22 protein-coding genes are annotated in these 23,698 nt (G+C 67.7%); 12 read left to right on the plus strand and 10 right to left on the minus strand.

All coding sequences use genetic code 11. The features are described 5' to 3' along the window. Positions 1–15: 15 nt before the first annotated feature. The 3 genes from argF (at position 16) to C454_RS07130 (ending at position 4,681) form a co-directional block, all read left to right on the plus strand. Positions 16–915, plus strand: a complete 900-nt coding sequence (gene argF / locus C454_RS07120) for an ornithine carbamoyltransferase (protein WP_004974002.1) — start codon at positions 16–18, stop codon at positions 913–915. A 110-nt stretch (positions 916–1,025) separates the two neighbouring features. Continuing rightward, a complete protein-coding gene (locus tag C454_RS07125; RefSeq protein WP_004974003.1) occupies positions 1,026–3,230 on the plus strand; it encodes an ATP-dependent DNA helicase in 2,205 nt (734 codons plus the stop codon). A gap of 74 nt (positions 3,231–3,304) precedes the next feature. Then, positions 3,305–4,681, plus strand: a complete 1,377-nt coding sequence (locus tag C454_RS07130; RefSeq protein WP_049905000.1) for a cytochrome P450 — start codon at positions 3,305–3,307, stop codon at positions 4,679–4,681. 84 nt (positions 4,682–4,765) lie between these two features. On the opposite strand, the gene C454_RS07135 is transcribed toward C454_RS07130, so the two are convergent. Both C454_RS07135 and C454_RS07140 read right to left on the minus strand, forming a co-directional pair. Next, entirely contained in the window at positions 4,766–5,263 is a 498-nt protein-coding gene (locus tag C454_RS07135; protein WP_004974005.1) for a 2'-5' RNA ligase family protein, read from the minus strand. 49 nt (positions 5,264–5,312) lie between these two features. Further along, positions 5,313–5,507, minus strand: coding sequence for a DUF7554 family protein (locus C454_RS07140; protein ID WP_004974006.1), 195 nt, complete (start codon positions 5,505–5,507; stop codon positions 5,313–5,315). Positions 5,508–5,583: 76 nt separating this feature from the next. On the opposite strand from C454_RS07140, the gene C454_RS07145 reads away from it, so the two are divergent. After that, positions 5,584–6,786, plus strand: a complete 1,203-nt coding sequence (locus C454_RS07145) for an SPFH domain-containing protein (protein ID WP_004974007.1) — start codon at positions 5,584–5,586, stop codon at positions 6,784–6,786. Between the two features lie 455 nt (positions 6,787–7,241). Next, positions 7,242–7,736 (plus strand): acyl-CoA thioesterase, encoded by a 495-nt coding sequence (locus C454_RS07150; protein ID WP_004974008.1) that lies wholly within the window; start codon positions 7,242–7,244, stop codon positions 7,734–7,736. A gap of 25 nt (positions 7,737–7,761) precedes the next feature. Here C454_RS07150 and C454_RS07155 read toward each other — a convergent pair whose 3' ends face one another. The 4 genes from C454_RS07155 to uvrB form a co-directional block, all read right to left on the minus strand. Beyond that, on the minus strand, positions 7,762–8,202 hold the full coding sequence (locus C454_RS07155) for a universal stress protein (RefSeq protein WP_004974009.1): 441 nt from the start codon (positions 8,200–8,202) through the stop codon (positions 7,762–7,764). A gap of 63 nt (positions 8,203–8,265) precedes the next feature. Further along, positions 8,266–9,351: a sulfite exporter TauE/SafE family protein gene (locus C454_RS07160; RefSeq protein ID WP_004974010.1), complete on the minus strand. Its 1,086-nt coding sequence runs from the start codon at positions 9,349–9,351 to the stop codon at positions 8,266–8,268. Between the two features lie 408 nt (positions 9,352–9,759). After that, positions 9,760–10,179 carry an NUDIX hydrolase gene (locus C454_RS07165; protein ID WP_004974011.1) on the minus strand — a complete coding sequence of 140 codons (420 nt, stop codon included), beginning with the start codon at positions 10,177–10,179 and terminating at the stop codon, positions 9,760–9,762. A gap of 6 nt (positions 10,180–10,185) precedes the next feature. Further along, positions 10,186–12,282 (minus strand): excinuclease ABC subunit UvrB, encoded by a 2,097-nt coding sequence (uvrB, locus tag C454_RS07170; RefSeq protein ID WP_004974012.1) that lies wholly within the window; start codon positions 12,280–12,282, stop codon positions 10,186–10,188. A gap of 88 nt (positions 12,283–12,370) precedes the next feature. Between uvrB and C454_RS07175 the strand changes: the two genes are divergently transcribed. Further along, positions 12,371–12,640 carry a DUF7553 family protein gene (locus C454_RS07175; protein WP_004974013.1) on the plus strand — a complete coding sequence of 90 codons (270 nt, stop codon included), beginning with the start codon at positions 12,371–12,373 and terminating at the stop codon, positions 12,638–12,640. Positions 12,641–12,897: 257 nt separating this feature from the next. On the opposite strand, the gene C454_RS07180 is transcribed toward C454_RS07175, so the two are convergent. Continuing rightward, positions 12,898–13,497: a hypothetical protein gene (locus C454_RS07180; protein ID WP_004974015.1), complete on the minus strand. Its 600-nt coding sequence runs from the start codon at positions 13,495–13,497 to the stop codon at positions 12,898–12,900. A 185-nt stretch (positions 13,498–13,682) separates the two neighbouring features. On the opposite strand from C454_RS07180, the gene C454_RS07185 reads away from it, so the two are divergent. Next, a complete protein-coding gene (locus C454_RS07185) occupies positions 13,683–15,125 on the plus strand; it encodes a short-chain fatty acid transporter (protein WP_004974016.1) in 1,443 nt (480 codons plus the stop codon). Positions 15,126–15,178: 53 nt separating this feature from the next. Here C454_RS07185 and C454_RS07190 read toward each other — a convergent pair whose 3' ends face one another. Continuing rightward, entirely contained in the window at positions 15,179–16,039 is an 861-nt protein-coding gene (locus C454_RS07190; RefSeq protein WP_004974017.1) for a sulfurtransferase, read from the minus strand. A 251-nt stretch (positions 16,040–16,290) separates the two neighbouring features. Here C454_RS07190 and C454_RS07195 point away from each other — a divergent pair, with 251 nt between their 5' ends. Beyond that, entirely contained in the window at positions 16,291–17,067 is a 777-nt protein-coding gene (locus C454_RS07195; RefSeq protein ID WP_004974018.1) for a sulfurtransferase, read from the plus strand. Positions 17,068–17,079: 12 nt separating this feature from the next. Here C454_RS07195 and C454_RS07200 read toward each other — a convergent pair whose 3' ends face one another. Next, positions 17,080–18,114, minus strand: coding sequence for an AI-2E family transporter (locus C454_RS07200; protein WP_049905001.1), 1,035 nt, complete (start codon positions 18,112–18,114; stop codon positions 17,080–17,082). 130 nt (positions 18,115–18,244) lie between these two features. On the opposite strand from C454_RS07200, the gene C454_RS07205 reads away from it, so the two are divergent. The 3 genes from C454_RS07205 to C454_RS07215 all read left to right on the plus strand — a co-directional run bounded on the left by C454_RS07205 (position 18,245) and on the right by C454_RS07215 (position 22,343). Continuing rightward, positions 18,245–19,387, plus strand: coding sequence for a thiamine ABC transporter substrate-binding protein (locus C454_RS07205; RefSeq protein WP_004974020.1), 1,143 nt, complete (start codon positions 18,245–18,247; stop codon positions 19,385–19,387). Positions 19,388–19,396: 9 nt separating this feature from the next. After that, on the plus strand, positions 19,397–21,112 hold the full coding sequence (locus C454_RS07210; RefSeq protein ID WP_004974021.1) for an ABC transporter permease: 1,716 nt from the start codon (positions 19,397–19,399) through the stop codon (positions 21,110–21,112). 94 nt (positions 21,113–21,206) lie between these two features. Then, positions 21,207–22,343, plus strand: coding sequence for an ABC transporter ATP-binding protein (locus C454_RS07215; protein ID WP_004974022.1), 1,137 nt, complete (start codon positions 21,207–21,209; stop codon positions 22,341–22,343). A 42-nt stretch (positions 22,344–22,385) separates the two neighbouring features. On the opposite strand, the gene C454_RS07220 is transcribed toward C454_RS07215, so the two are convergent. Continuing rightward, positions 22,386–23,066: a class I SAM-dependent methyltransferase gene (locus C454_RS07220; protein WP_004974023.1), complete on the minus strand. Its 681-nt coding sequence runs from the start codon at positions 23,064–23,066 to the stop codon at positions 22,386–22,388. A gap of 126 nt (positions 23,067–23,192) precedes the next feature. On the opposite strand from C454_RS07220, the gene C454_RS07225 reads away from it, so the two are divergent. Further along, positions 23,193–23,651 carry a DUF2391 family protein gene (locus C454_RS07225; protein WP_004974024.1) on the plus strand — a complete coding sequence of 153 codons (459 nt, stop codon included), beginning with the start codon at positions 23,193–23,195 and terminating at the stop codon, positions 23,649–23,651. The last annotated feature ends 47 nt before the right edge of the window (positions 23,652–23,698 follow it).

Consider the following 23,698-nt stretch of genomic DNA (forward strand, 5'->3'; position numbering starts at 1 on the left):
ACGACACACGACACAATGCTCGAAACCACCCACTTCACCGACATCGACGACATCAGCGCATCGGAGTTAGACCGCGTCCTCACCCGCGCCGCCGACATCAAGTCCGGCGACGACGAGACGCAGCTCACCCGAGCGACGCTGGCGATGCTCTTCGAGAAGCCGAGTACCCGGACGCGTGTCTCCTTCGAGACGGGGATGACCGAACTGGGCGGCCACGCGCTGTTCCTCGGCCCCGAGGACATCCAGCTCGGCCACGGAGAGCCGCTTTCGGACACCGCGCGCGTGCTGGGTCGCTACGGCGACGCCATCATGGTCCGCCTGTTCGACCACGAGGACCTGCTCGAAATCGCCGAGCACTCCGACGCGCCGGTCATCAACGGCCTGACCGACGACGCCCACCCCTGCCAGACGCTCGCCGACCTGCTCACCATCCGCGAGCACGTCGGCGACTTCGACGAGGTGTCCGCGGCGTGGGTCGGCGACGGCAACAACGTCGGCCAGTCGTTCGTCCTCGGCTGCGCGATGGCCGGCATCGACCTCACCGTGGCGACGCCACCGGACTACGGCGTCGACGACGACGTGCTCGAAAAGGCCGCCGAACTCGGCTCGACGCCGACGATTACGACCGACCCAGAGGAGGCCGTCGCCGACGCGGACGTGGTCTACACCGACGTGTGGATTTCGATGGGCCAGGAGGACCAGCGCCACGAGAAACTGCAGGCGTTCGAGGGATTCCAACTCAACGAGGACCTGCTTTCGGGCACCGACGCGAAGGTCATGCACTGCCTGCCGGCCCACCGCGGCGAGGAGATTACCGGCGACGTGCTCGAAGGCGAGCGCTCGCTCGTCTGGGACCAGGCGGAGAACCGCCTGCACGCCCAGAAGGGACTCATCGTCGAACTGCTCGAAGAATAGCAATCGGCTCCGCGGCGGTCGGGTCTCTTCTCAGAAGACGCCGTCGAGCGCGGGAACAGCGGTGTCGGGGGCTCCGAGCCTTTTAATCGGATGGCGGCCGAGATTCTCCCGTGGCCCACGCCAACGGCGCACCCGACGACGGCGACGCGGACGGAGCGTGGCGGTTCTTCCCGTACGACGAGCCGTACCCCAATCAGGAGGCGGCGATGTCCGGCATCGCCGACGCCCTCGACGACGAGCGGAACGTCCTCCTCGAAGGGGCGACCGGGACCGGGAAGACCATCTCCGCGCTCGTGCCCGCGCTCTCGTACGCCCGCGAGCACGACAAGACGGTCGTCATCACGACGAACGTCCACCAGCAGATGCGCCAGTTCGTCGAGGACGCCCGCGCCATCACCAGAGAGGAGGCCATCCGGGCGGTGGTGTTCCGCGGGAAGTCCTCGATGTGCCACATCGACGTGGGCTTTCAGGAGTGTCAGACCCTCCGCGATACGACCCGGAGCATCGTCGAAAAGGAGTCCGACAGGGCAGAACTCTCCGAGCAGGCGCAGTCGCTCCTCGACGGGATGCGCGAGGGCGAGTCCGGCGCGGCCGACGCGCGGAGCGCCGTCACGGACGAACTCGACAGCATCGACGACGAGCTGGAGGAGTTGAAGGAGGGCAACTACTGCGAGCACTACTACAACAACCTCGCGCGGAACACCGACGAGTTCTTCCAGTGGCTGTTCGACGACGTGCGGACGCCCGACGAGATTTTCGAGTACGCCGGGAAGCAGAACCTCTGCGGCTACGAGCTACTCAAGGAGGGCATGGAGGGCATCGACCTCGTCGTCTGCAACTACCACCACCTGCTCGACCCGATGATACGCGAGCAGTTCTTCCGGTGGTTGGACCGCGACCCCGACGACGTGATTACGGTGTTCGACGAGGCGCACAACATCGAGAGCGCGGCCCGCGACCACGCCAGTCGCGCGCTCACCGAGAACACGCTCGAGAGCGCGATGAACGAGCTGGAAGACGAAGACGACTCGCGGGCCGAGAGCGCCCGCAACGTCATCGGGACGTTCCTCGACTCGCTTCGCGACAGCTACGAGGAGGCGTTCGGCTTCGGCGAGCGCGAGCAGGTCGGCGAGAACTGGTACGACCTCTCTATCGCCAATCAGGGCCGCCGAGACGACCTGACGATGGAGTTCCTGCAGTCCTACGAGGGCCGCGGCATCGACGTGGAAGTCGAACTCGCGCTCCAGTTGGGCAAGCAGTTGGACGAACAGTACGAAGACGCGTACAAGAACGGCGAGGCGACGACGCGCAAGGAGTGCCAGACGCTACAGGCGGCGAACTTCATCGCCGACTGGACGGAGATGGGCGGCGAACTCGGCCGCCATCCGATGCTGTCGGTCCGCCGCGACGGCGGCACCGACGAGATTTACGGCCGCGCAGAGCTGTACACCTGCATCCCGAGAGAGGTCACGAAAGAGCTGTTCGAGGAAGTTCACGCGAGCATCCTGATGTCGGCGACGCTCCGCCCGTTCGACGTGACGGAGGGGACCCTCGGGCTCAAAAACCCCGTCACGATGGCCTACGGCCTCGAATACCCCGAGGAGAACCGACGGACGTTTTCGGTCTCGCTGCCCGCGCTGTTCTCTTCCGAGCGCGACGACCCCAGCACGCAGGAGACCATCGAGGGGATGCTGGCCGACGCCGCCACGTTCACGCCGGGCAACACGCTCGTGTTCTTCCCGTCGTACGCCGAGGCGGAGCGCTACCACGAGCGCCTGCGGGCGAACCCGGACGTCGACGCGGAACTGTTCTTGGACGAACCGGGCGTCCGCGCCGAGGAGCTGCGCCGGGAGTTCGTCGGCAAGAACGGCGCGGTGCTTCTCACCTCGTTGTGGGGGACGCTCGCCGAGGGCGTGAGCTTCGACGGCGACGACGCCCGGACGGTCGTGGTCGTCGGCGTTCCCTACCCGCATCTCTCCGAGCGACTGGAGGCGGTACAGGACGCCTACGACCGCGCCTACCGCGGTAAGAAGGACGCCGGCTGGCGCTACGCCGTCGAGATTCCGACGATTCGGAAGACCAGACAGGCGCTCGGGCGAGTCATCCGCGCGCCCGACGACTTCGGCGTCCGCGTGCTGGCCGACAAACGCTACACCCGCGAGAGCTCCTCGATGGGCAAGTACGGCGTCCGCGGGTCGTTCCCGGTCGAAGAGCGCGCCGAGATGGTCGACATCGCGCCGAACAAGCTCAAGTTCGCGATGCTGAACTTCTACAACGACCGCGACGCCTACGACGGCGACCCGCCGCGGCCCTGAGCGGGTCGCGGTCGGCGCGAAAAGTCGGCCGCGACCGCCGTGCGATTCTTACCTGTTCGAACCAACACAGGGTGATGAGTGCGACCCCTCCCGGACCGAAGGGCCTCCCGTTGTTCGGCGCGAGCAGACAGTACGCCCGCGACCCGTTTACGTTCCTGACGGCCGTCGCGGACGCCTACGGCGACGTGGTCCACTTCGACCTCGGCCCGCTCGACACCTACATGCTCACGAATCCGGCGGACGTCGAGACGGTGCTCGTGAGCGAGGCGTCGAAGTTCAGGAAGCCGCAGTTCCAGGACCGCGCCATCGGCGACCTGCTGGGCGACGGCCTGCTCATGAGCGAGGGCGCGACGTGGAAGAAACAGCGCCAACTCGCCCAGCCGGCGTTCGACGTGCGGCGCATCTCGACGATGACCGGCATGATGACCGACCGGACGGAGTCGATGCTGTCGTCGTGGGGCGACGGCGACGTGGTCGACGTGCAACTGGAGATGGCGCGGCTGACCGTCGAGATAATCGTCGACGCCATGTTCGGCACCGACCTCGACGACGAGCGCGTCCGGCGGGTACAGGAGAACCTCGAACCGCTCGGGGCGCGGTTCGAACCCGACCCGCTTCGGTTCCTGACGCCCGACTGGGCCCCGACGCGGGAGAACCGCCAGTACAAGGAGGCGCTGTCCGAACTCGAATCGCTCGTCTGGGACATCGTCGAGGAGCGCCGCGGGACCGAGTACGGCGAGACGCCGGCGTCGTCGGTGCCCGCCGACGCGACGGGCGACGACCGACCGATGGACCTGCTTTCGATTCTGCTCCGCGCCTACGACGAGGGCGAGCAGACCGAGAAGAACCTCCGCGACGAGCTGATGACGATGCTCCTCGCGGGCCACGACACGACGGCGCTGACGCTGACGTACGCGTGGTACCTGCTCTCGCAGCACCCCGAGGCGGAGGCGAAGCTCCACCGCGAACTGGACGAGGTGCTCGGCGGGCGGACGCCGACGTTCGAAGACGTTCGGAAGCTGGAGTACACCGAACGCGTGCTGAACGAGGCGATGCGGCTGTACCCGCCGGTGTACGTCATGTTCCGCGAGCCGAAGGTGGACATTCGTCTGGGCGGCTACCGCGTCCCGGAGGGCTCGGCCATCATGCTCCCGCAGTGGGTCGTCCACCGCTCGGAGCGCTGGTGGGACGACCCGCTTTCGTTCGACCCGGACCGCTGGGCACCCGAGCGGGCCGGCGACCGCCCGCGCTTCGCGTACTTCCCGTTCGGCGGGGGGCCGCGCCACTGCATCGGCAAGCACCTCTCGCTGCTCGAAGGGCGGCTCATCCTCGGCACCGTCGCCCAGCGGTACGAACTCGACTACGTCCGCGACGAGCCGTTCTCGCTTCGCGGGTCGCTGACGATGCACCCCGAAGAGCCGATGGGGATGCGGCTCCGGGCGCGCGACTGACGAGGCGGGACGGGGCAGGGCGGGACGGGGCGACACACCGGCGGTCGTCGCTTCGCCGACGGCGACGCGGTCGAATCCCCCCCGTCAGGCCGGAAGCGAAATCGAGGCCGCGGTCTCGCGGAACGACGAGTCGTAGATGTCGAGCTGCGAGACGGTCCACTCGACGGGCTCGATGGACTGGCTCGCGACTGCGCGGGCGTCCGCGAGACTGCCGCCGCGGGCGAGCGTGACGTGCGGGACGTAATCGTCGCCCTCCAGTCCGTCGACGGCGCCGAACTCGTCAGTGAGCGCGCGGTGCAGGTCGGCGAGGCCGGGGCTCTCGACAGCGAGATAGACGACCGGCGCGGCTCCGCGCGGCGGCGCTTCGAAGAATCGGACGTCGGTCACGCGGGCTTCGAACGCCGGCTGACCGGCGAGCACGCGCCGCAACTGTTCGTGTAAGCGGTCGAACTCGGTGTCTTCGAACCGCTTGCAGACGAGCGTGTGCCGGTCGCGAACCCGGTCGAACGGGGCGAGGTACGGAAACAGGTCGGACGCGAGGCGGGCGACCCGCCCCGGAACCGGGACGTTCAGACTGTACACGCCCGTGACTCACGCGAGAGACACAAAGGCGTATCGTCGCAGCGGGGGGTCAGATTCGGTCGAGCAGCCAGAGGACGATGAGCGCCGCGACGACGAGTCCCAGAATCGGCTGGAGCGGGCCGAGCAACGCACCGAACAGCCCGAGCACCTCGCCGATGATTTCGAGCACGAGCCAGACGAGGACGAGCAGGAGGATGATTTTCAGCAGGTCCTCCACGTCGATTCGGCCGCGGTTCGTTCGCATACGGGGCGGTGGGTCGTTCGCGGACAAATAGCTGGTGGCCGGGTAGCTTTATTCCGCTTCGGTGTCACTCTCCACCATGGACAGCCTGTTCTACCAACTCGGGAAGCTCTCGGCGTCCTCGTCGTCTTCGTCGTCGGGCGCGGGGCCGGTCGACAGCGAGCCCGGCCGAATCCCGCGTTGGCTTGGTCCCCTCGCCGTCGCGGTAATCGTCTTCGGCATCGCCGTCGTCGTCTTCCCCGTCACGCCGCTGACGCTCGCGGGATACGTCGTCCTCGCGCTCGCCGTCGCCGCGGTGTACGACGCGGTCGAAATCGTGCAGGCGTACGAAAAGCGGACGCTGACCGTGTTCGGCGACTACAAGGGCATCCTCGAACCGGGGCTGAACGTCGTCCCGCCGTTCGTCTCGAAGACCTACCGCTTCGACATGCGAACTCAGACGCTCGACGTGCCCTCCCAAGAGGCCATCACGGAGGACAACTCACCGGTGACGGCGGACGCCGTCGTCTACATCCGCGTGATGGACCCCGAGCGCGCCTTCCTACAGGTCGACAACTACCGCCGGGCCGTCTCGCTGCTCGCGCAGACGACGCTGCGGGCCGCCCTCGGCGACATGGAACTCGACGACACGCTGGCGCGCCGCGACCACATCAACGCGCGCATCCGCCGGGAACTCGACGAGCCGACCGACGAGTGGGGCGTCCGCGTCGAATCCGTCGAGGTCCGCGAGGTGAAGCCCTCGAAGGACGTCGAGAACGCGATGGAACAGCAGACCTCCGCCGAGCGCCGCCGCCGCGCCATGATTCTCGAAGCGCAGGGCGAACGTCGCTCCGCCGTCGAGAAGGCGCAGGGCGACAAGCAGTCGAACATCATCCGCGCGCAGGGGGAAAAGCAGTCGCAGATTCTCGAAGCGCAGGGTGACGCCATCTCGACGGTCCTCCGGGCCCGCGCGGCGGAGTCGATGGGCGAGCGCGCCATCATCGACAAGGGCATGGAGACGCTGGGGAACATCGGTACCTCGCCGTCGACGACGTACGTGCTGCCGCAGGAACTCACGTCGCTGCTCGGCCGCTACGGGAAGGGGCTGACCGGCTCCGATATACAGCAGGCCGAGGGCCTCGAAAGCAAGGCGTTCGACGAGGAGACCCGCGAACTCCTCGGCCTCGACGACATCAGCGAGATACTCGGCGAGTTGGACGGCATCGAGACGGCGGACATCTCCGCCGACGCGGTCGATATCGAAATCGAAGACGGCGGCGTCGAGGCTGAGCGGGTCGAGTGAGCGAAAAATCGAATACGCGAAGCAGTCGCGATTCCACCGACGCGCCGAGGGGCCGGTGCAGCGTCGTGTCCGGTCTGCGGGGCGACCGGCGCGAGCCCCGTCGTCCGGCCGTCGCGGTTCGGCGAGGCGCGGGACGGACGTGAAACGGGAGCCGCTCGGGTCGTCGGCGTCGGAATCGGCGACTGATTCCCCGTCGCTCGTCGCGGTCGAACGGGAGTCGGAACCCTCGGGAACGTCCCCCCGCACGCGAACGAGAGATGGGTGTCGGCGTCCCACCACCTGTCTGCGGTTCGCGCAGACACCGTTCGATACGTAATAAACACTATTAATTGTCTAGGTCGTTGAAATGTGAGGGGGCGTTTGTCGACAATCGACAACCCGAGCGATTAATCGCCTTTATTTCTATTTTTCACTACGTAGAATAATTTAACCACGTCCGACACCGACCGTGTGGTATGCAACAGCAGTCGTCGGTCGGCACGCGGTCGCTGTCGGCGTCCCGCGCCGAGATGAGCGAGATTTTGATGCCCAACGACACGAACAACCTCGGTCGCGCCCTCGGGGGGCGGATTCTGGAGTGGATGGACGTCTGCGGGGCCATCGCCGGGCGACGCTTCGCCGAGCGGCAGGTGGTCACGGCGTCGATGGACCACGTGGACTTCCTCGCACCCATCGACGTGGGCGACGTGGTGACCGTCGAGGCGTACGTCTTCGACACCGGTCGCACCAGCATGGACATCAAGGTCGACGTGACCGCCGAGCGACCGAGCGAGGGCGACCGCCGCGAGACCATCACCTCCTTTTTCACGTTCGTCGCGCTCGACGACGACGAGAAGCCGAGTCCGGTTCCGGACCTCGTCTGCGACTCCCAAGAGGAGCGCGAACTGCGCGACGCGGCGCTTCAGAAGCGCCGCGAGCACCGCGCCGCGCTGGCAGAAGAGTTCGAGTAACGCGGACCGCGAGGGGTCGCGGCGCTTATTCTTCGTCCGCCGCGCGGACGGTCAACACCGGCGCGTCCGACTGGCGGACGACGCGCTCCGTGACGGAGCCGACGAGGTAGTGGTCGAGGCCGGTTCGACCGTGGGTCGCCATCACGACGAGGTCGACCTCGGCGTCGGCGGCGTAGTCGACGATAGTCGAGTGAGGCACGCCCTCCTCGACGATGCGTTCGGTCTCGACGCCGTCGGGGAGCGCCTCGACGGCGGCGTCGGCCGCCGACTCCGCGCGGTCGAGTTCGGACTTCTCCCACACGTCCGGCGCGATGCCGGCCGAGGGCGACTCGAAGCGGTTGCGCGAGTCGGCCACGGACAGGACGTGGACCGTCGCGCCGTACGTTTCGGCGAGGGTCGCCGCGTGCTCGATGGTCGCATCGGTCGCGTCGCTACCGTCGGTCGGAAGCAGGATGTGGTCGTACATGGGTGAGGGTTCAGAATCGAGGACTGTGAAAGTGGTGCCGGTGAAAACGGTTCGAGCGGGTCGTTAGATGCCCAGCGCCATCATGAACAGCGCAATCGAGATGACGGCGAACAGGACGCCGACGAAGTTCTTGATGACGTCAGTCTCCAGCGCGTTCGACACGTAGGGGGCGATTTGGCCGCCGAGGACCGTCGCGGGGACGGTGAAGACGACCATGTTCCACGGCGTCGTCGCGAGGCTCAGCGAGTGACCGCCGACGATACCGCCGCCGAAGACGTGGACGAGCGACGCCAGGATGGCGGTCAGCGCGACCACGATGTGGTTCGTACCGATGGCGACGCGGACGGGCACTTTCGTGCTGAGCATCGAGATGATGCCGAGTTCGCCGACGCCGAAGCCGGCGAGGCCCTGGAACATCCCGCCGACGCTGTAGTTGGCGAAGCGGCGCAGGTAGCCGCCGCGGGTGTACGTGTAGTCGTCGCCCTCGCGGTCGACGCGGGTGACGGTCCCGTCGTCGGCCGTGTGGACGCCCGCGGGACCGAGCTTACCGGGGTCGTTGGGGAGGCTCGCGGAGACGGTGCCGCCGTCGGTGGCCGCGGCGTGGTCGGAGTCCGACGAGCCGGGTTCGTCGTGGCCGAGGTCGGCGTTGAACAGCAGGTAGGACGCGGCGAGCAGCGCGATTCCGAGCAGCGCGTGGAACACCACGTCGGGGATGACGAACGACAGGAGCGCGCCGCCGACGACGAACGGAATCGAGCCGCCGACGAGCGTCAGCGCCAGTCGCCGGTCGACGAGGCCGTACTGGATGAAGGCGACGGCCGAACTGGAGAGGCCGAACGCCTCGCTGATGAGGCCCACCTTCACCAGCGTCGACGAGTCGAGCGGGTGCGCGAAGAGGGGGAAGATGAAGATGAGGAACGGGACGAAGAGCGCCGACCCGCTGATGCCGACCGTGTTCACGATGGTCGCGCCGGTGAGGAACACCGGGAACAACCACCAGTACTGGAGCCAGTACTCCATGCCTGCACCCGACGGCGTCGGTGCCATGGTGAACACCGAGGCGAGGAACAGCAGGGGAGCGATGAACACGAGGATGTGTTGGTACTTCAGGAACGACTTCTGGACGTGACTGAGAGACTGAGAGCTCATGGTTCTCGTTGTTATCAGTACGCAGTAGCGTTCGCGTGCACTCGCGTGGAGTGGCACGCCGAAAACAGCCCGTTCGCCGAGTCATCAGCGGCACCGACCCGTGCGTGTTCACCGTCTCCCGAGGATGCGACCGCGTCGCACGCCGGCTGGGCCGGCGTGCGGTGGTCGCCCGAACTGTCGAGCACGGAGTGCTCGAATCCGCGGACCATTCAGGTAATGCCTCCGTTGGGGTAGGCGTGGTGAACGGTGTGGGTTGCAGGCTCGTCCGCCGAGGTGCGGATCACGGTGGAACGGGCATAGCGAGGTCGGGCTAATAAGTCTTGATGTCGACCCCCCAATTTGGGTACGGTCCACACACCGACGCGCGTCGAAAAACCAGTAACATGTGTTTCTATCCAAAATCTGTGCTCAGTCGTTGGGTTCGAACGCCCGTCTGACCAGCGCCCGTTCGGTCTCGTAGGTGAGCCGTTCGAGCGCTTCGGCGGGGGTGACCCACTGGCGCGCGTCGACCTCGCCGTCGGGTTCGAACGGGCGCTCGTCGGCGACGCGCATGTGCCAGACGAACACGCCCTTCGGGCCGCTCCGCGTCCCCGCGTCGTCGGGGACGCGGTACTCGTAGCGCCCGGCGAACCGGCCGCAGTCGACCTCGCACCTCGTCTCCTCGCGGACCTCTCTGACGGCGGTCTCGACCAGCGTCTCGCCCGGTTCGAGTTTCCCCTTCGGGAGCGACCAGTCGTCGTAGCGCGGCCGGTGGACGAGACAGAGTCGGCCGTCGTCGCGGCGGAGGAGTCCGCCAGCCGCGAACGTCAGAGTCGATGGTGAGGACACGACCGGTCAGAACTCGTCCGGGGGCGTCAGGCCGTCGTCGGCCTCGCCGTCGTGTTCGTCGGGATACTCGGGCGCGACGCCGTCTTCGAGCGCGTCCACGTCGAACTCTCGGCGGAGGTTCTGGATGCGGTCGCGGATGTCGGCGGCGAGTTCGAACTCGAGGTTGTCGGCGGCCTCCTGCATCCGGTCTTCGAGGAAGGCGATCTGTTCTACCGCCTCGTCGGCGTCGGCGGGTTCGTCGCCGGAGACGCCGCGGGTGTCGGTCTTGCTCCCCGGCAGGTTCGTCTCGCCGACCTCCTTTTCGATGGTCGTCGGCGTGTAGCCGTGTTCCTCGTTGAACTCCTGTTGGATGCGGCGGCGGCGCTGCGTCTCGGAGATGGCGGCCTCCATCGCGTCCGTCATCTCGTCGGCGTAGAGCACGACCTCGCCGTTGACGTTGCGGGCGGCGCGGCCCATCGTCTGGACGAGCGTGGTCTCGGAGCGCAGGAAGCCCTGCTGGTCGGCGTCGAGAATGGCGACGAGCGAGACTTCGGGGATGTCGAGGCCCTCGCGGAGGAGGTTGATGCCGACGAGCACGTCGATATCGCCGAGGCGGAGCGACCGGATGAGTTCGTGACGTTCGAGCGTGTCGGTCTCGTCGTGCATGTAGGCCACGTCGACGCCGGCCTCTTCGAGGTACTCGGTGAGGTCCTCGGCCATCCGCTTCGTGAGCGTCGTGACGAGCACGCGCTCGTCGCGGTCGATGCGCTCGTCGATGCGGGCCATCAGGTCGTCGACCTGCCCGGTCGCCTCCGTCACCTCGACCTTCGGGTCCACGAGGTGGGTCGGTCGGACGATTTGCTCGACGATTTGGTCGGAGTGCTCGCGCTCGTAGTCGCCGGGGGTCGCGGAGACGAAAAGCGCCTGCCCGACGGTCTCTTCGAACTCCTCGAAGGTGAGCGGGCGGTTGTCGTAGGCCGTCGGAAGGCGGAAGCCGTTTTCGACGAGCGAGTCCTTTCGGGACTTGTCACCGGCGTACTGGCCCTTAATCTGCGGGAGCGTGACGTGCGACTCGTCGATGACGGTGAGGAAGTCGTCGGGGAAGTAGTCGAGGAGGGTGTAGGGCGCGTCGCCCGGCTCGCGGTCCGAGAGGTGGACCGAGTAGTTCTCGATGCCGGAGCAGTGGCCCGTCTCGCGGAGCATCTCGATGTCGAAGGTGGTTCGCTCTTCGATGCGCTGGGCGGCCACGAGGTCGCCCTGTCGCTGGAAGTGCTTCACCCGCTGTTCCATCAGCTCCTCGATTTCCGAGATGGCTCCTTCGAGCTGCTCTTCGGGGATGGAGTAGTGCTCTGCCGGATAGATGAGCACCGCCGGCTCGGACGACTTGACCTCGCCCTCCAGCGGGTCGAGCTTCAGCATCCGGTCGATTTCGTCGCCCCAGAACTCGATGCGGACGGCGTAGCGGCCGTACATCGGGAACACCTCGACGGTGTCGCCGCGGACGCGGAACGTCCCTTGCCGGAAGTCCACGTCGTTGCGCTCGTAGTTGAGGTCGACGAGACCACGGAGGAGTTTGTCGCGGTCCATCTGCTGGCCGACCTCCAGTCGGAGGGACATATCGGCGTAGTTCTTCGGGTCGCCGAGGCCGTAGATAGCCGACACCGAGGCGACGACGATAACGTCGTCGCGGGTGAGAAGCGACCGGGTCGCGGAGTGGCGGAGCCGGTCGATTTCCTCGTTTATCGACATGTCCTTGTCGATGTAGGTGTCGGTCTGTTCGATGTACGCCTCGGGCTGGTAGTAGTCGTAGTAGGAGACGAAGTACTCGACCGCGTTGTCGGGGAAGAGACTCTTGAACTCCTCGTACAACTGGGCGGCGAGCGTCTTGTTGTGCGCGAGGACGAGCGTCGGCTTCTGAATCTCCTCGACCACCCACGAGACGGTGTTTGTCTTGCCGGAACCGGTGACACCGAGCAGGGTCTGCACGTCGGCACCCTCGCGGAAGCCGCGGGCCAGCGCCTCGATTGCCTCGGGTTGGTCGCCCGCGGGGTCGAAGGGGGCGTCGACGCGGAATTCGCGGTCTGCGTCGGGTCTGTCGGCGGACAGGGGACCGGACTCGCTCATTGCCCGTCCTTGGGTCGCGGCGTACTTGAGCGAGGCGGTGCTTGTCGCCGGAGGAACGGTTTTGGGCCGGGCTGTCGAACCGTCCAGTATGACGCGAGCCGAACTCGAACGCGCGAGCAACCTGCTCAAGGAAGCCGCCGAGGCGACCGAGGGCGACGTGCAGGAGCGACTCTACGAACAGTCCGACCAGCTCGCGAAGCTGGCGACGCGCGAGCAGGGACCGGACCACGGGCGACTCGCCCGCCACATGACGGTCCTCCACGAACTCGCCGAGGACCTCGACGGCGACGTCGCCGAGACGGTCCGCGAGGCCCGAAGCGAAGTCCTCGAATACCGCAAGGGCGTCCCCGGCGTCTGACGACCGGCTGACAAACCCCCTCGTTTCTACTGGAACTCGCCCGTTACGCCGCGAGTCGTCGCTGTCGGCACTGGGCGAACGAAGACACAAGTTCCGAGCATACCGCACCGCGAGCGGGGCCGAAGTCGAGTCTCTCGACCGGTTTTCTCCACCGTGAGACGCAGCGCGTCTCACGAGCCGTCGTTCCGCTATCGTTCACGGAGACGGTCTACGCCGGGTCGGTCGCCAACGGCGACCTCTGTGAGTGAAAAGGGGACTTAGCAGACGTTCTTCGGCTTGACGCCCATGCCTTCCAGCGTCTCGACGTACTCGTCGTAGGCGGCTTCGACCACCGCGTCGGCGGCCTCGCGGGCGACGGCGTCGTCCTCGACGAGGTCGTCGATGGCGGCTTCGAGCGTGTCGAGTTGGTCGTTGAGGTCGGACTTGAGCGTGCGGAAGTCGTTGGCGGCCATCGGGTCCGCGTCGCCGACGAAGAAGCCGACCATCTGCTCGACGGTCTTCAGCGACACGAGCGCGCGGGCGAGCGCGCCGCCGAGGCGGCCGTCGGTCGTCTCGAACTCGGCCAGCACGTCGTAGACGTTCGGCTTCGAGCCGTCGGGCTCCGCGCCGACGGTTTCGGCGTGCTCGCGGGCGGTGTCGGCGAGGTCGGCGAAGAGCGCGGCCGCCTCGTCGTTCGGTTCGTCGTCTGCCCACCAGTCGAACAGGTCGGCGGCGGCGGCGGCCTCGGCGGCGGCCGCGGCGCGGACCGCGTCGCCGTCCATCTCGCCGCCGGTGACGGCGTACAGCGCCTTCGAGGAGCCGAGTCGGGAAAGCGGCGTCTCGTGGTCGTCGCGGAGGGTGTCGAGGAGTTCGGACATACGCCCCCGTATGTCCGTCTCGGGTTTGTACCCATCGGCGGCGGCGAGTCCGGCGCGGGTCTGCGACGACCCGGCTCGACCCGAGACGACGACCGGCGTGTCGGCCGGGTCGTGACATTCTACCGAGTCGAACTAGCACGAATATTAAACATTATATATTGTATTATCATGAGGTTATCCGAGCTATGACAAACGCTATCAGGCAGGCGGCGGAGCGCAGTTCGAAACTGGTCGAACAGTACCTCCCCGACGCGTTCCTGTTCGCCATCATCCTGACCGGAGTGGCGTTCGTGCTGGCGCTGGTGTCGGTCGCGCCGGCCGAGGGGGTCGGCGCGGTCGGACACGCCGGGAACCTTCTCATCGACGGCTGGTACGGCGGCTTCTGGAACCTGCTTTCGTTCGGGATGCAGATGACGCTCATCCTGATGACGGGCTACGCGCTCGCGCAGACGAAGCCCGTGGACTGGCTCCTGACGCGCCTCGCGGGCGTCCCGAACACCGAGCGGGGCGCGGCCGCGATGGTGCCTGTCGTCGCCGCCGCGGCGTCGTTCGTTCACTGGGGTCTCGGCCTCGTCGTCGGGGCGCTGTTCGCCCGGAAGATAGCGACCGAGATGCGCGGCATCGACTTCCCCATCGTCGTCGCCGGGGCGTACTCCGGGTTCGTCGTCTGGCACGGCGGTCTCGCGGGGTCGATTCCGCTCCTGTTGAACACCGAGGGGAACTTCCTCATCGAGGCGGGCATCCTCGACACGACGTTCGGCACCGGCGGGACCATCTTCACGGTCGCCAACCTCGTGTTGGTCGTCGCGGTCGGCTTCCTCTTCCTGCCGGCGCTGTTCGCGCTCATGTACCCGGCCGACGACGCGAAGAAGACGCCCATCGACCCCGCGGCGTTCGAGACGGCGACCGACGGTGGCGAGCAAGCGACTGGCGGGTGGGCCTCCACGGACGTCCCCGAGGACGCCTCGCTCGCGACGCGCATCGAGCACTCGCTCGGTATCGGCGTGACAATCGGCGTCGTCGGCCTGCTCGCGGTCGTCCTGTACTTCTGGGAGGGAATCCAGAACGGGACGATGCCGTGGAACAACCTCAACCTGAACATCGTCAACTTCGGCTTCCTCTTCCTCGGCCTGCTGTTCCACGGGACGCCCAAGGCGTACATCGAGGCCATCGTCGAGGCCGTCGAGAACGTCTGGGGAATCATCCTCCAGTTCCCCTTCTACGCGGGTATCATGGGCATCATGGCCTACGCGCCCGAGGGGTCCGTCAGCCTCGCCACGCAGATCGCACAGGGCATGGTCGCCGTCGCGCCCGACGGGACGCTCCCGGCCTTTGCCTTCTTCACCGCCGGTCTCGTGAACTTCTTCGTCCCCTCCGGCGGGGGCGAGTGGGCCGTCATCGGCGAGACGCTCGTCACGGCCGCGAAGGCGTCCGGCGAGTCCATCCCGCGAGTCGCCGTCGCCGCCTCGTGGGGCGACGCGTGGACCAACATGATCCAGCCCTTCTGGGCCATCCCGCTGCTCTCCATCAGCGGCCTGTCGGTCCGCGACATCATGGGCTACTGCGTGATGGTGCTTCTCGGCGCGGGCGTACTCGTCGCCGTCGGCATCAGCGTCCTGCCGATGTGAACCGCAAAAAGAACCGGTCGGTCGGTCTCGAAACGAACTGAGGCCGAGGCGGCTCAGTTACCCTTCTCGACGGGCGCGCCGACGAGGTTGCCCCACTCCGTCCACGAGCCGTCGTAGTTGGTGACGTTCTCGTAGCCGAGGAGTTCGTGGAGGGCGAACCACGCGATGGACGAGCGCTCGCCGATGCGGCAGTAGGCGATGGTGGACTCGTCGCCTTCGATGCCCTGGTCCGCGTAGAGTTCGCGGAGTTCGTCGGCGGACTTGAAGGTGCCGTCGTCGTTGACGGTCGCGGCCCACGAGATGTTGCTCGCGCCGGGGATGTGGCCGCCGCGCTGGGCGGTCTCCTGCAGTCCCGGGGGCGCGAGAATCTCGCCGGAGAACTCTTCGGGCGAGCGAACGTCGACGAGGGGAAGGCCCTTGTCGACCGCCTTCTCGACGTCGTCGCGGTACGCGCGGATGTCCTCGAAGGGACCCTTGGCGCTGTAGTCTTGCTCCGGGAAGGACGGGACTTCGTCGGTCGTCGGATAGTCGTTGTCGACCCAGTAGTCGCGGCCGCCGTTCATCAGGTGAACGTTCTCGTGGCCGTAATACTTGAACTGCCAATAGGTGTAGGCGGCGAACCAGTTGGAGTTGTCGCCGTAGAGGACGACCGTGGAGTCCTCGGAGATGCCGTGGGAACCGAGGAGGTCCTCGAAGTCCTCCTTGGTCAGCACGTCACGGGTCGTCTGGTCCTGCAGCTGGGACTCCCAGTTGAACCCGATGGCACCGGGGGCGTGACTCTCGTCGTACGCCTCGGTGTCCACGTCCACTTCGACGAGTCGGTACGCCGGGTCGTCGCTCTGGAACTCGTCGAGGTGGCTCTCCACCCAGTCCGCAGAGACGAGCACGTCCTTCGCGTAATCGGAGTTTGACATCGCGTTTCTCCGTACAACAGGAAGGCCCATAACTCTCACAGCGACGGCATGTACGGCCTGACCTCGGGTGATGCGGCAATATTGTCCCAGATATGGCGGGGGAGACGGCGAAACTGACTCGGAGAACGGCCGTCTCGGGGACTCTCAGCCCGGTATCCGACGAAACCAGCAACAACATCCGCTACCCCGGACACGTGGCGAGGGGTGCGAGGAGGGGCGGACCTAAACCCGCGGCCCGGAAACGTGGGGACATGGTAGACGTGGTCTCTTCGACGTGGCTCGCGGACCGACTCGGCGACGTTCGCGTGGTGGACGTGCGGGACGGCTGGGAGTTCGACGGCATCGGGCACCTCCCCGGCGCGGTGTCGATACCCTTCGACGAGTTCCGAAGCGCCGACGGCGACGTGGGGATGCTCCCCGGCCGCGACGCGTGGTCCGACCTCCTTTCGGGCGCGGGCGTCGCGGCCGACGACGACGTGGTCGCCTACGACGACACCCACGGCGTCTTCGCCGCCCGCTTTCTCGTGACCGCCCTCCTCTACGGACACGACCCCGAGAAACTCCACCTCCTCGACGGCGACTTCAGCGCGTGGAACCGCGAGCGCGAGACGACGACCGAGGCGACCGAGGTCGAGGGGACGGTCTACGAGATAACCGACCCGACCGAGACGCCGCTCGTGGACTTCGAGGCGGTCGAAGCCGCGCTCGACGACCCCGAGACCGTCATCGTGGACACCCGCGACCCCGCGGAGTACGACGAGGGCCACCTCCCCGGCGCGGTCAACCTCGACTGGCGCGAACTCGTCGACGACGAGACCCGCGGGCTGAAACCGCGGGACGAACTCGACTCGATTCTGGACGCCGCGGGCGTCGCCCCGGACCGTCGGGTCGTCCTCTACTGCAACACCGCCCGGCGCATCAGCCACACCTACGTCGTCCTCTCGCACCTCGGCTACGACGACGTGGCGTTCTACGAGGGCAGCCTCACCGAGTGGGAGGAACGCGACGGCGCGGTCGTCGAGGGCTGACGAGCGGCGCAGTCAGGGAGTCTCGACCGGGTCGTCGCCCGCGGCCTCCTCGCCTCCGCCGTCGTCGACGCGTAACTCCGCGCCGAGCAGGTCAACGGACTCCGCGAGGAGCGCGACGACGAGCGGGCCGGCGATGATACCGACCGGGCCGAGGCTGAGCAGGCCGCCGACGAAGCCGACGAAGTAGAGGCTCCCCGGCAGGTCGGCGGTCTCCCTGGCGAGTCGCGGGCGAATCAGGATGTCCGGGAGCCACGCGACCGCGAATCCGCCGACGACGACGACGAGCGCGGCGGCGACGAGGTCGCCGACCGCGGCGTGGTAGACGGCCATCGCCGCGAGCAGGACGCTCGGGCCGACGATGGGGATGAACTGGAGGACGGCCGCGACCGTGGCGAGCGTGACGACGTACTCGTAGCCGAGCGCCCAGAAGACGACGAGGCCGATGGCGAACGTGCCGACGGCGGTCGCCGCCTGCAGGACGTAGATGGCGAACAGCGTCTCGCGGGCCCGCTTGTTGAGCGCCGTCGCCGCGTCCCGGTAGTCGGCGGGGACCAGCGCGAGGAGCGTCCGCCCGACGGCGTCGCCGCTGAGGAGCAGCGAGAACACGAGGAACCCGAACAGCGTGAGTTTGATGAGGACCACGGGCGCGGCGGTGGCGGCGGCGCGGCCGAGCGACTGGAGCAGGTTGAGGCCGACCGCAACCACGTCGTCGAGCGTCACCGTCTCGACCATCCCGAGGAACTCGACGGTCACCACGTCGGGCAGGAGCGCCGCGAGCTCGAGGATGTCGCTCAGTCGGAGGAAGACGATGACGACGAGCGGCGCGAGCACGACGCCGACGCCGACCGCCGCGACGACGGTGGCGGCGAGGCTGGCGACCCAGCGGGAGGCCCCGCGCGCTTCGAGGCGTCGCCTGAGCGGCACGAGCAGGTAGGCGACGGTGATGGCGAAAAACACCGTCGCCAACACGTCCGCGAGCATGACCGCCGCGAGCAGCGCGAAGAGGGCGAGCACACCGCCGAGGACGTACGGACGAGAAGCAGTCACCTCCGGTGATACTCCCGCCGAGGATAAAGTCGTTCTCCCGACACGGACCTCGAATCCGACGGATTCGGCCGTTTATTCGTCTCCGAGAACACCACGCCCGTTAAGTACCACAGAGTGCAACAACCGAGTAATGAGACGACGTAGTTTCCTGAAGGCCGCCGGTGCGGGAGGCGTCTCCGCGCTCCTCGCCGGCTGTACCGGGACCGGCGGCGAGCAGACGACGACCGAGGCTTCGGGCGACACGACCGAGACGACCACGGCGACGACGACCGAGGGGACGACCGCGGGCGGCGAGTCGCCGACGCTCACCGTCGGTACCTACGGCTCGTTCGTCGACGCGCCGAGTTCGAGCCCAGGTCCGTGGCTGAAAGAGACGTTCGAGTCCGAGTTCGACGCGACGCTGGAGTGGCAGACGCCCGATTCGGGCGTGAACTACTACATCGAGCGCGCCCTCCAGGGCGTCGAGTCCGGCGCGGACCTCTACGTCGGCCTCGACGCGCAGATGCTCGTCCGCATCGACCAGAAGCTCGACGAGGCGCTGTTCTCGCCCGCCGAGGGACTGTCCCGAGCCGACGAGGTGAACGAGCAACTGAACTTCGACCCGCAGGGCCGCGCGGTCCCCTACGACACGGGCTACATCTCGCTCGTCTACAACGAGACCTACGGCGACGGCGACTTCGTCGCCCCCGAGACGTTCGACGGCCTGCTGGAGTCCGAGTACGCGGGCGCGCTCCTCGCGCAGAATCCCACGTCGTCGGCGACGGGACAGGCGTTCTTACTCCACACCATCGACGCCAAGGGCGAAGACGGCTACCTCGACTACTGGGCGAGTCTGAAGGAAAACGACGTCCGCGTCCTCGGCGACTGGGAGGACTCCTACAACGCCTACTCGAACGGGGAGGCCCCGATGGTCGTCTCGTACTCGACCGACCAGGTGTTCGCCGCCGAGTCCGGCGAGGACATGGCGAAACACCAGATTCGCTTCCTGAACGACGAGGGCTACGCCAACCCCGAGGGGATGGCCCACTTCGCCGACGCGTCGAACCCCGACCTCGCGGCCGAGTTCATGGACTTCATGCTCCGACCCGAGGTGCAGGCCGAAATCGCCGTCCGCAACGTCCAGTTCCCGGCCACGACCACCGCGGAGCTGCCCGAGGACTTCGCGCAGTACGCACAGGAGCCGCCGGAAGCCGTCACGTTCTCCTACGACCGGCTTCAGAACAACCTGAGTGACTGGACCGACGCCTGGGCCCGCGAGTTCGCCAGAAAGTGAGGTGAACCGGTGAGCCGCGTCTCGGTTCGCCGGGTCGCCCGCGTCCTCGAACAGCGACTGCTCACCCTCGTCGCGGCGCTCACCGCCGTCGTCCTCCTGGTCCTGTTTTACTACCCCGTCGCCACCGTCTTCGCCGACGCCGTCCTCGTGGACGGCCGACTCACCGTCGAACCAATCGCGACGATTCTGACGAGCGAGTTCTACCTCGTCGACATCATCTGGTTCACGGCGAAACAGGCGTTCTACTCGACGCTCGCCAGCCTCGCGCTCGGCCTCCCCGCCGCGTGGCTGTTCTCGCGCTTCGAGTTCCGCGGCCGCGAGACGCTCCGCTCGCTTACCATCCTCCCGTTCGTCATGCCCTCCATCATGGTCGCCATCGGCTTCGTGGCGACGTTCGGCCGCAACGGGACGCTGAACCGCGCGCTCTCCGCCGTCGGCCTCCCGCCGGTCGAACTGCTGTTCACGCTCGAAGCCATCATCGTCGCCCACGCGTTCTACAACGCCCCGCTCGTCGCCCGCGTCGTCACCGCCGCGTGGGAGAGCGTGGACGCCCGGACCGTCGAGACCGCCCGCTCGCTCGGCGCGAACCCGCGGCGGGCCTTCCGCGACGTCGTCCTCCCACAGCTCCTGCCGTCCATCGGCGTCGGCGCGACCCTGACGTTCATCTTCACCTTCGCGTCGTTCCCCATCGTCCTCGCGCTCGGCGGCTTCCAACTGGCGACCATCGAGGTGTTCGTCTACTCGCGGGTCCGAGACCTCGCGTACGCCGAGGCCGCCAGCCTCGCGGTCATCGAGACGGTCATCTCCATCACGCTGACCGCCGTCTACCTCCGGTACGAGGCCAGCCAGCGGTCGGCCGGCGGCGCGGCGAACCCGCTTCCCCGCCGGTCTGTCGTCCCGTCCGACTGGACGCCGAAATCGACGCTTCGGACGGTCGGCATCGCCGGCTACGCCCTCGTCGTCGGACTGGTGTTCGTCGTCCCCATCGCCAGCATGATTCTGGCGAGCGTCACCGGCGGCGACGGCGGCTTCACGCTCGCCAACTACGCCTTCCTCGTCGAGCGACAGGCGACCGGCGCGAGCTTTCAGGTCAAACCACTCCCCGCCATCCTGAACTCGCTGGCCTTCGCCGCGGGGACGCTCGTCGTGGCCGTCCCGATGGGCGTGGTGATGGCCGTCCTCACGACCCGCCGGTACCGCGGGCGCGGCCTCATCGACGTGCTCTCGATGGCCCCCTTCGCCGTCTCGGGCATCGTCGTCGGCCTCGGCCTGCTCCGCGGCCTCGTCTTCGGCGTCGACGTGCTGGGGACGCGAATCCGCGTCACCGGCGCGCTCGCTATCGTCGCGGCCCACGCCGTCGGCGCGTACCCCTTCGTCACCCGGAACGTCGCGCCGCTTTTCGCCCGACTCGACGGCCGGCTCGTGGAGTCCGCGCGGTCGCTCGGCGCGACCAGAACCCGCGCGCTCGTCGATATCGAACTGCCGCTCGTCTGGACCGGCGTCGTCGCGGGCGCGGCGTTCGCCGTCGCCATCAGCATCGGCGAGTTCGACTCGACCATCATCCTCGCGGAGGGCGCGGGGAGCTACACGATGCCCATCGCGGTCGAGCGGTTCCTCGGGCGACGGCTCGGCCCCGCGACGGCGATGGGCTGTCTCCTGCTTCTCGTCACGTCCGCCAGCTTCCTCGTCGTGGACCGCTTCGGCGGCCGGTGGGGCGAGCTATGAGGGTGCCCGGGGAACGAGACGGGGGCGAGCCGCGGGAAGTGAGAATTATGACCGTCCGCCGGCGAGGGGAGAACGTGACTTCGGAGGCGAACCCGTGAGACTCGAACTCGACGCGGTGTCCAAGCGCTACGGGTCGGCGACGGCGCTCGATTCCGTCTCGCTGTCGGTCGACGACGGCGAGTTTTTCACGCTCGTCGGCCCCTCTGGCTGCGGCAAGACGACCACGCTCCGCTGTATCGCCGGCTTCGAGTCCCCGACCGAGGGGACCGTGCGCTTCGACGGCGAGTCGATGGCCGGCGTCGCGCCCGAGTCCCGGGGCGTCGGCGTCGTGTTCCAGAACTACGCGCTGTTCCCACACCTCAGCGTCGGCGAGAACGTCGCCTACGGCCTCCGCTTTACCGACCCGCCGGGCGGTGGCACCCGCGACGAGCGCGTCGCGGAACTGCTGGACCTCGTCGACCTCGCGGGGTTCGAAGACCGCGACCCGGACTCGCTTTCGGGCGGGCAGCAACAGCGTGTCGCGCTCGCCCGCGCCCTCGCGCCCGGCCCGGACCTCCTGCTCCTCGACGAGCCGATGTCGGCGCTCGACGCCCGGCTCCGCGACCGCCTCCGCCGACAGGTAAAGCGCATCCAGTCGGAACTCGGCGTGACGACCGTCTACGTCACCCACGACCAGTCGGAGGCGCTGGCGGTGTCCGACCGGGTGGCCGTCCTCAACCGCGGCCGCGTCGAACAGGTCGGCCGGCCCCGCGAACTCTACCACCGCCCGCGGACGCGGTTCGTCGCGGAGTTCCTCGGCGAGAACAACGTCCTCGACGGGGTCGTCGAGTCTCGACCGGAAACGGGGGGGATTCGCGTCGGCGTCGGCGACGCGGTGTTCACGCTGGCCGAGGGTCGACGCGTCCTCGGCCAAGGTGGTTCGGCGTCCGGCGACCGCGCTGAAACCGACGGGAGAGACGGCGGCCGACCCGCACGTCCCGAGACCGGGGACAGCCTCACCTTCTGCGTCCGACCCGAACAGCTCCGAGTCGGCGCGGAGACGAACCGAGTCCGCGGAACCGTCGTCGACACCGAGTTTCAGGGGGCGACGACGCGGGTGCGACTCGACTGGGGCGGGACGGAACTCGTCGTGGCGGTCGAAGACGGCGGCGAAGAATCAGCGGCCGGATTCGAGGACGGGACGACGCTGGATATCGGATTCGCCCCGGCGTCGGCTCACATCGTCGACTAGGCCGGAAGCGCGGGTCGGTCGGTTCTGCGGTCCCGTTCCGCGTCAGGGTGCGACGCCGACAGTCAGGAGCGTGCCGAACGTCCGGTAGCGCTCGACCATCGCCTCGCGGGTCTCCCAGTCGTCGGTCGGGAACTCGGCGGCCGCCGGGATGTCGATGTCGAGGTCGGCGATGGAGTCCTGTTCGGCGACGTGGAGGCCGGCGTCGCGGAACGCCTCGCGGTACTCGGCGTGGGACCACCGGGTCATGTCGATGGAGATGAGGTCCTGCCACTCGTGGGAGTGGACGTTCTCCTCGTAGTAATTGACCGCGCAGTAGAACGTCCCGCCGGGCCTGAGGATACGGGCGATTTCTTCGAGGGTGTGGTGCGGGTCGGCGGCGTAGTAGAACGCCTCCATCGACCAGACGTGGTCGACGCTGTCGTCGTCGAACGGGAGGTCGTCGAAGTCGCCGACGAGAAACGAGAGGTCGTCGGTGTCGGTGTACTCGCGGGCGTTCTGGACCATCTCGGGCGAGCCGTCGAGGCCGAACCCGCGGCCGATGCCCTTCGTGTCGCGAAGCGCGCGCAGGGCGTAGCCGCTCCCGGTCCCGAGGTCGACGACGGTGTCGCCTTCCTCGACCGGCATCCGTGCGAGCGCGTGCTTCGCGGTGTGCCAGTGTCGGTCCTCCATGCCCTTGTCGCGGCCGTCGGCCGCCCAGGCGTCGAACTCGTCGCGGACGCTCATACCGGAGCCTCGCGCGCCGGGGTGAAAATGCGTTCGAACTGGTCCCGCGGGGGCGGCGAATCCGGCGGCGAATCGGCCGCGTCTCCCGTCGCGCCTTTTAATTACCGGCGTCCCGACGACCGGTGTATGGTCGGAGTCCGCCGCCGGTTCGCGCTCGCCGACACCGCTCAGCAGGTCGTCGGCGGGTTCCTCCTCGCGGGGCCGTTCGTCGTCACCGAGGAGGTGTGGGTGCTCGCGCGGAGCATGTCGTTCGCGCAGGCGATTCTCACCCTCTTTATCGTGCTCGCGGTCGGCTACGGCGCGCTCTACAAGGCCGACGACCGCGACCCCGACCGAGAGCGCGAGGTCGGCGGGATTCCCGTCCGGTTCATCTCGCTCATCACTGTCTCGTACCTCTCCGTGTTCATCCTCGCGCTCGCGTTCGACGCGCCGGGGACGTTCCTCTCGGACGTGTCGGGGGAGGTCCTCGTCACCGTGCTGGGGTACGACCTCGACCTCGCGGTGCTCCGCATCACGCTCAAGGCGACGAGCGTCGGCGCGGTGTTCAGCGTCATCGGCGCCGCCACGGCCGACTCGCTGTTCTGACGCCGCCGGCGCGAGGGGAGTGAACACGCACCACGGCTCGGGGACGC

Source organism: Haloferax gibbonsii ATCC 33959, assembly GCF_000336775.1.
GTDB lineage: Archaea > Halobacteriota > Halobacteria > Halobacteriales > Haloferacaceae > Haloferax > Haloferax gibbonsii.

Excerpts from the sequence above, each read along its gene's own strand:
- C454_RS07150 (WP_004974008.1), top strand. The coding sequence starts at position 7,242 with ATGCAACAGCAGTCGTCGGTCGGCACGCGGTCGCTGTCGGCGTCCCGC.
- C454_RS07180 (WP_004974015.1), bottom strand. The coding sequence starts at position 13,497 with ATGTCCGAACTCCTCGACACCCTCCGCGACGACCACGAGACGCCGCTT.
- C454_RS07205 (WP_004974020.1), top strand. The coding sequence starts at position 18,245 with ATGAGACGACGTAGTTTCCTGAAGGCCGCCGGTGCGGGAGGCGTCTCC.
- uvrB (WP_004974012.1), bottom strand. The coding sequence starts at position 12,282 with ATGAGCGAGTCCGGTCCCCTGTCCGCCGACAGACCCGACGCAGACCGC.
- C454_RS07155 (WP_004974009.1), bottom strand. The coding sequence starts at position 8,202 with ATGTACGACCACATCCTGCTTCCGACCGACGGTAGCGACGCGACCGAT.
- argF (WP_004974002.1), top strand. The coding sequence starts at position 16 with ATGCTCGAAACCACCCACTTCACCGACATCGACGACATCAGCGCATCG.
- C454_RS07145 (WP_004974007.1), top strand. The coding sequence starts at position 5,584 with ATGGACAGCCTGTTCTACCAACTCGGGAAGCTCTCGGCGTCCTCGTCG.
- C454_RS07195 (WP_004974018.1), top strand. The coding sequence starts at position 16,291 with ATGGTAGACGTGGTCTCTTCGACGTGGCTCGCGGACCGACTCGGCGAC.
- C454_RS07140 (WP_004974006.1), bottom strand. The coding sequence starts at position 5,507 with ATGCGAACGAACCGCGGCCGAATCGACGTGGAGGACCTGCTGAAAATC.
- C454_RS07190 (WP_004974017.1), bottom strand. The coding sequence starts at position 16,039 with ATGTCAAACTCCGATTACGCGAAGGACGTGCTCGTCTCTGCGGACTGG.
- C454_RS07130 (WP_049905000.1), top strand. The coding sequence starts at position 3,305 with ATGAGTGCGACCCCTCCCGGACCGAAGGGCCTCCCGTTGTTCGGCGCG.
- C454_RS07160 (WP_004974010.1), bottom strand. The coding sequence starts at position 9,351 with ATGAGCTCTCAGTCTCTCAGTCACGTCCAGAAGTCGTTCCTGAAGTAC.
- C454_RS07185 (WP_004974016.1), top strand. The coding sequence starts at position 13,683 with ATGACAAACGCTATCAGGCAGGCGGCGGAGCGCAGTTCGAAACTGGTC.
- C454_RS07220 (WP_004974023.1), bottom strand. The coding sequence starts at position 23,066 with ATGAGCGTCCGCGACGAGTTCGACGCCTGGGCGGCCGACGGCCGCGAC.
- C454_RS07225 (WP_004974024.1), top strand. The coding sequence starts at position 23,193 with ATGGTCGGAGTCCGCCGCCGGTTCGCGCTCGCCGACACCGCTCAGCAG.
- C454_RS07175 (WP_004974013.1), top strand. The coding sequence starts at position 12,371 with ATGACGCGAGCCGAACTCGAACGCGCGAGCAACCTGCTCAAGGAAGCC.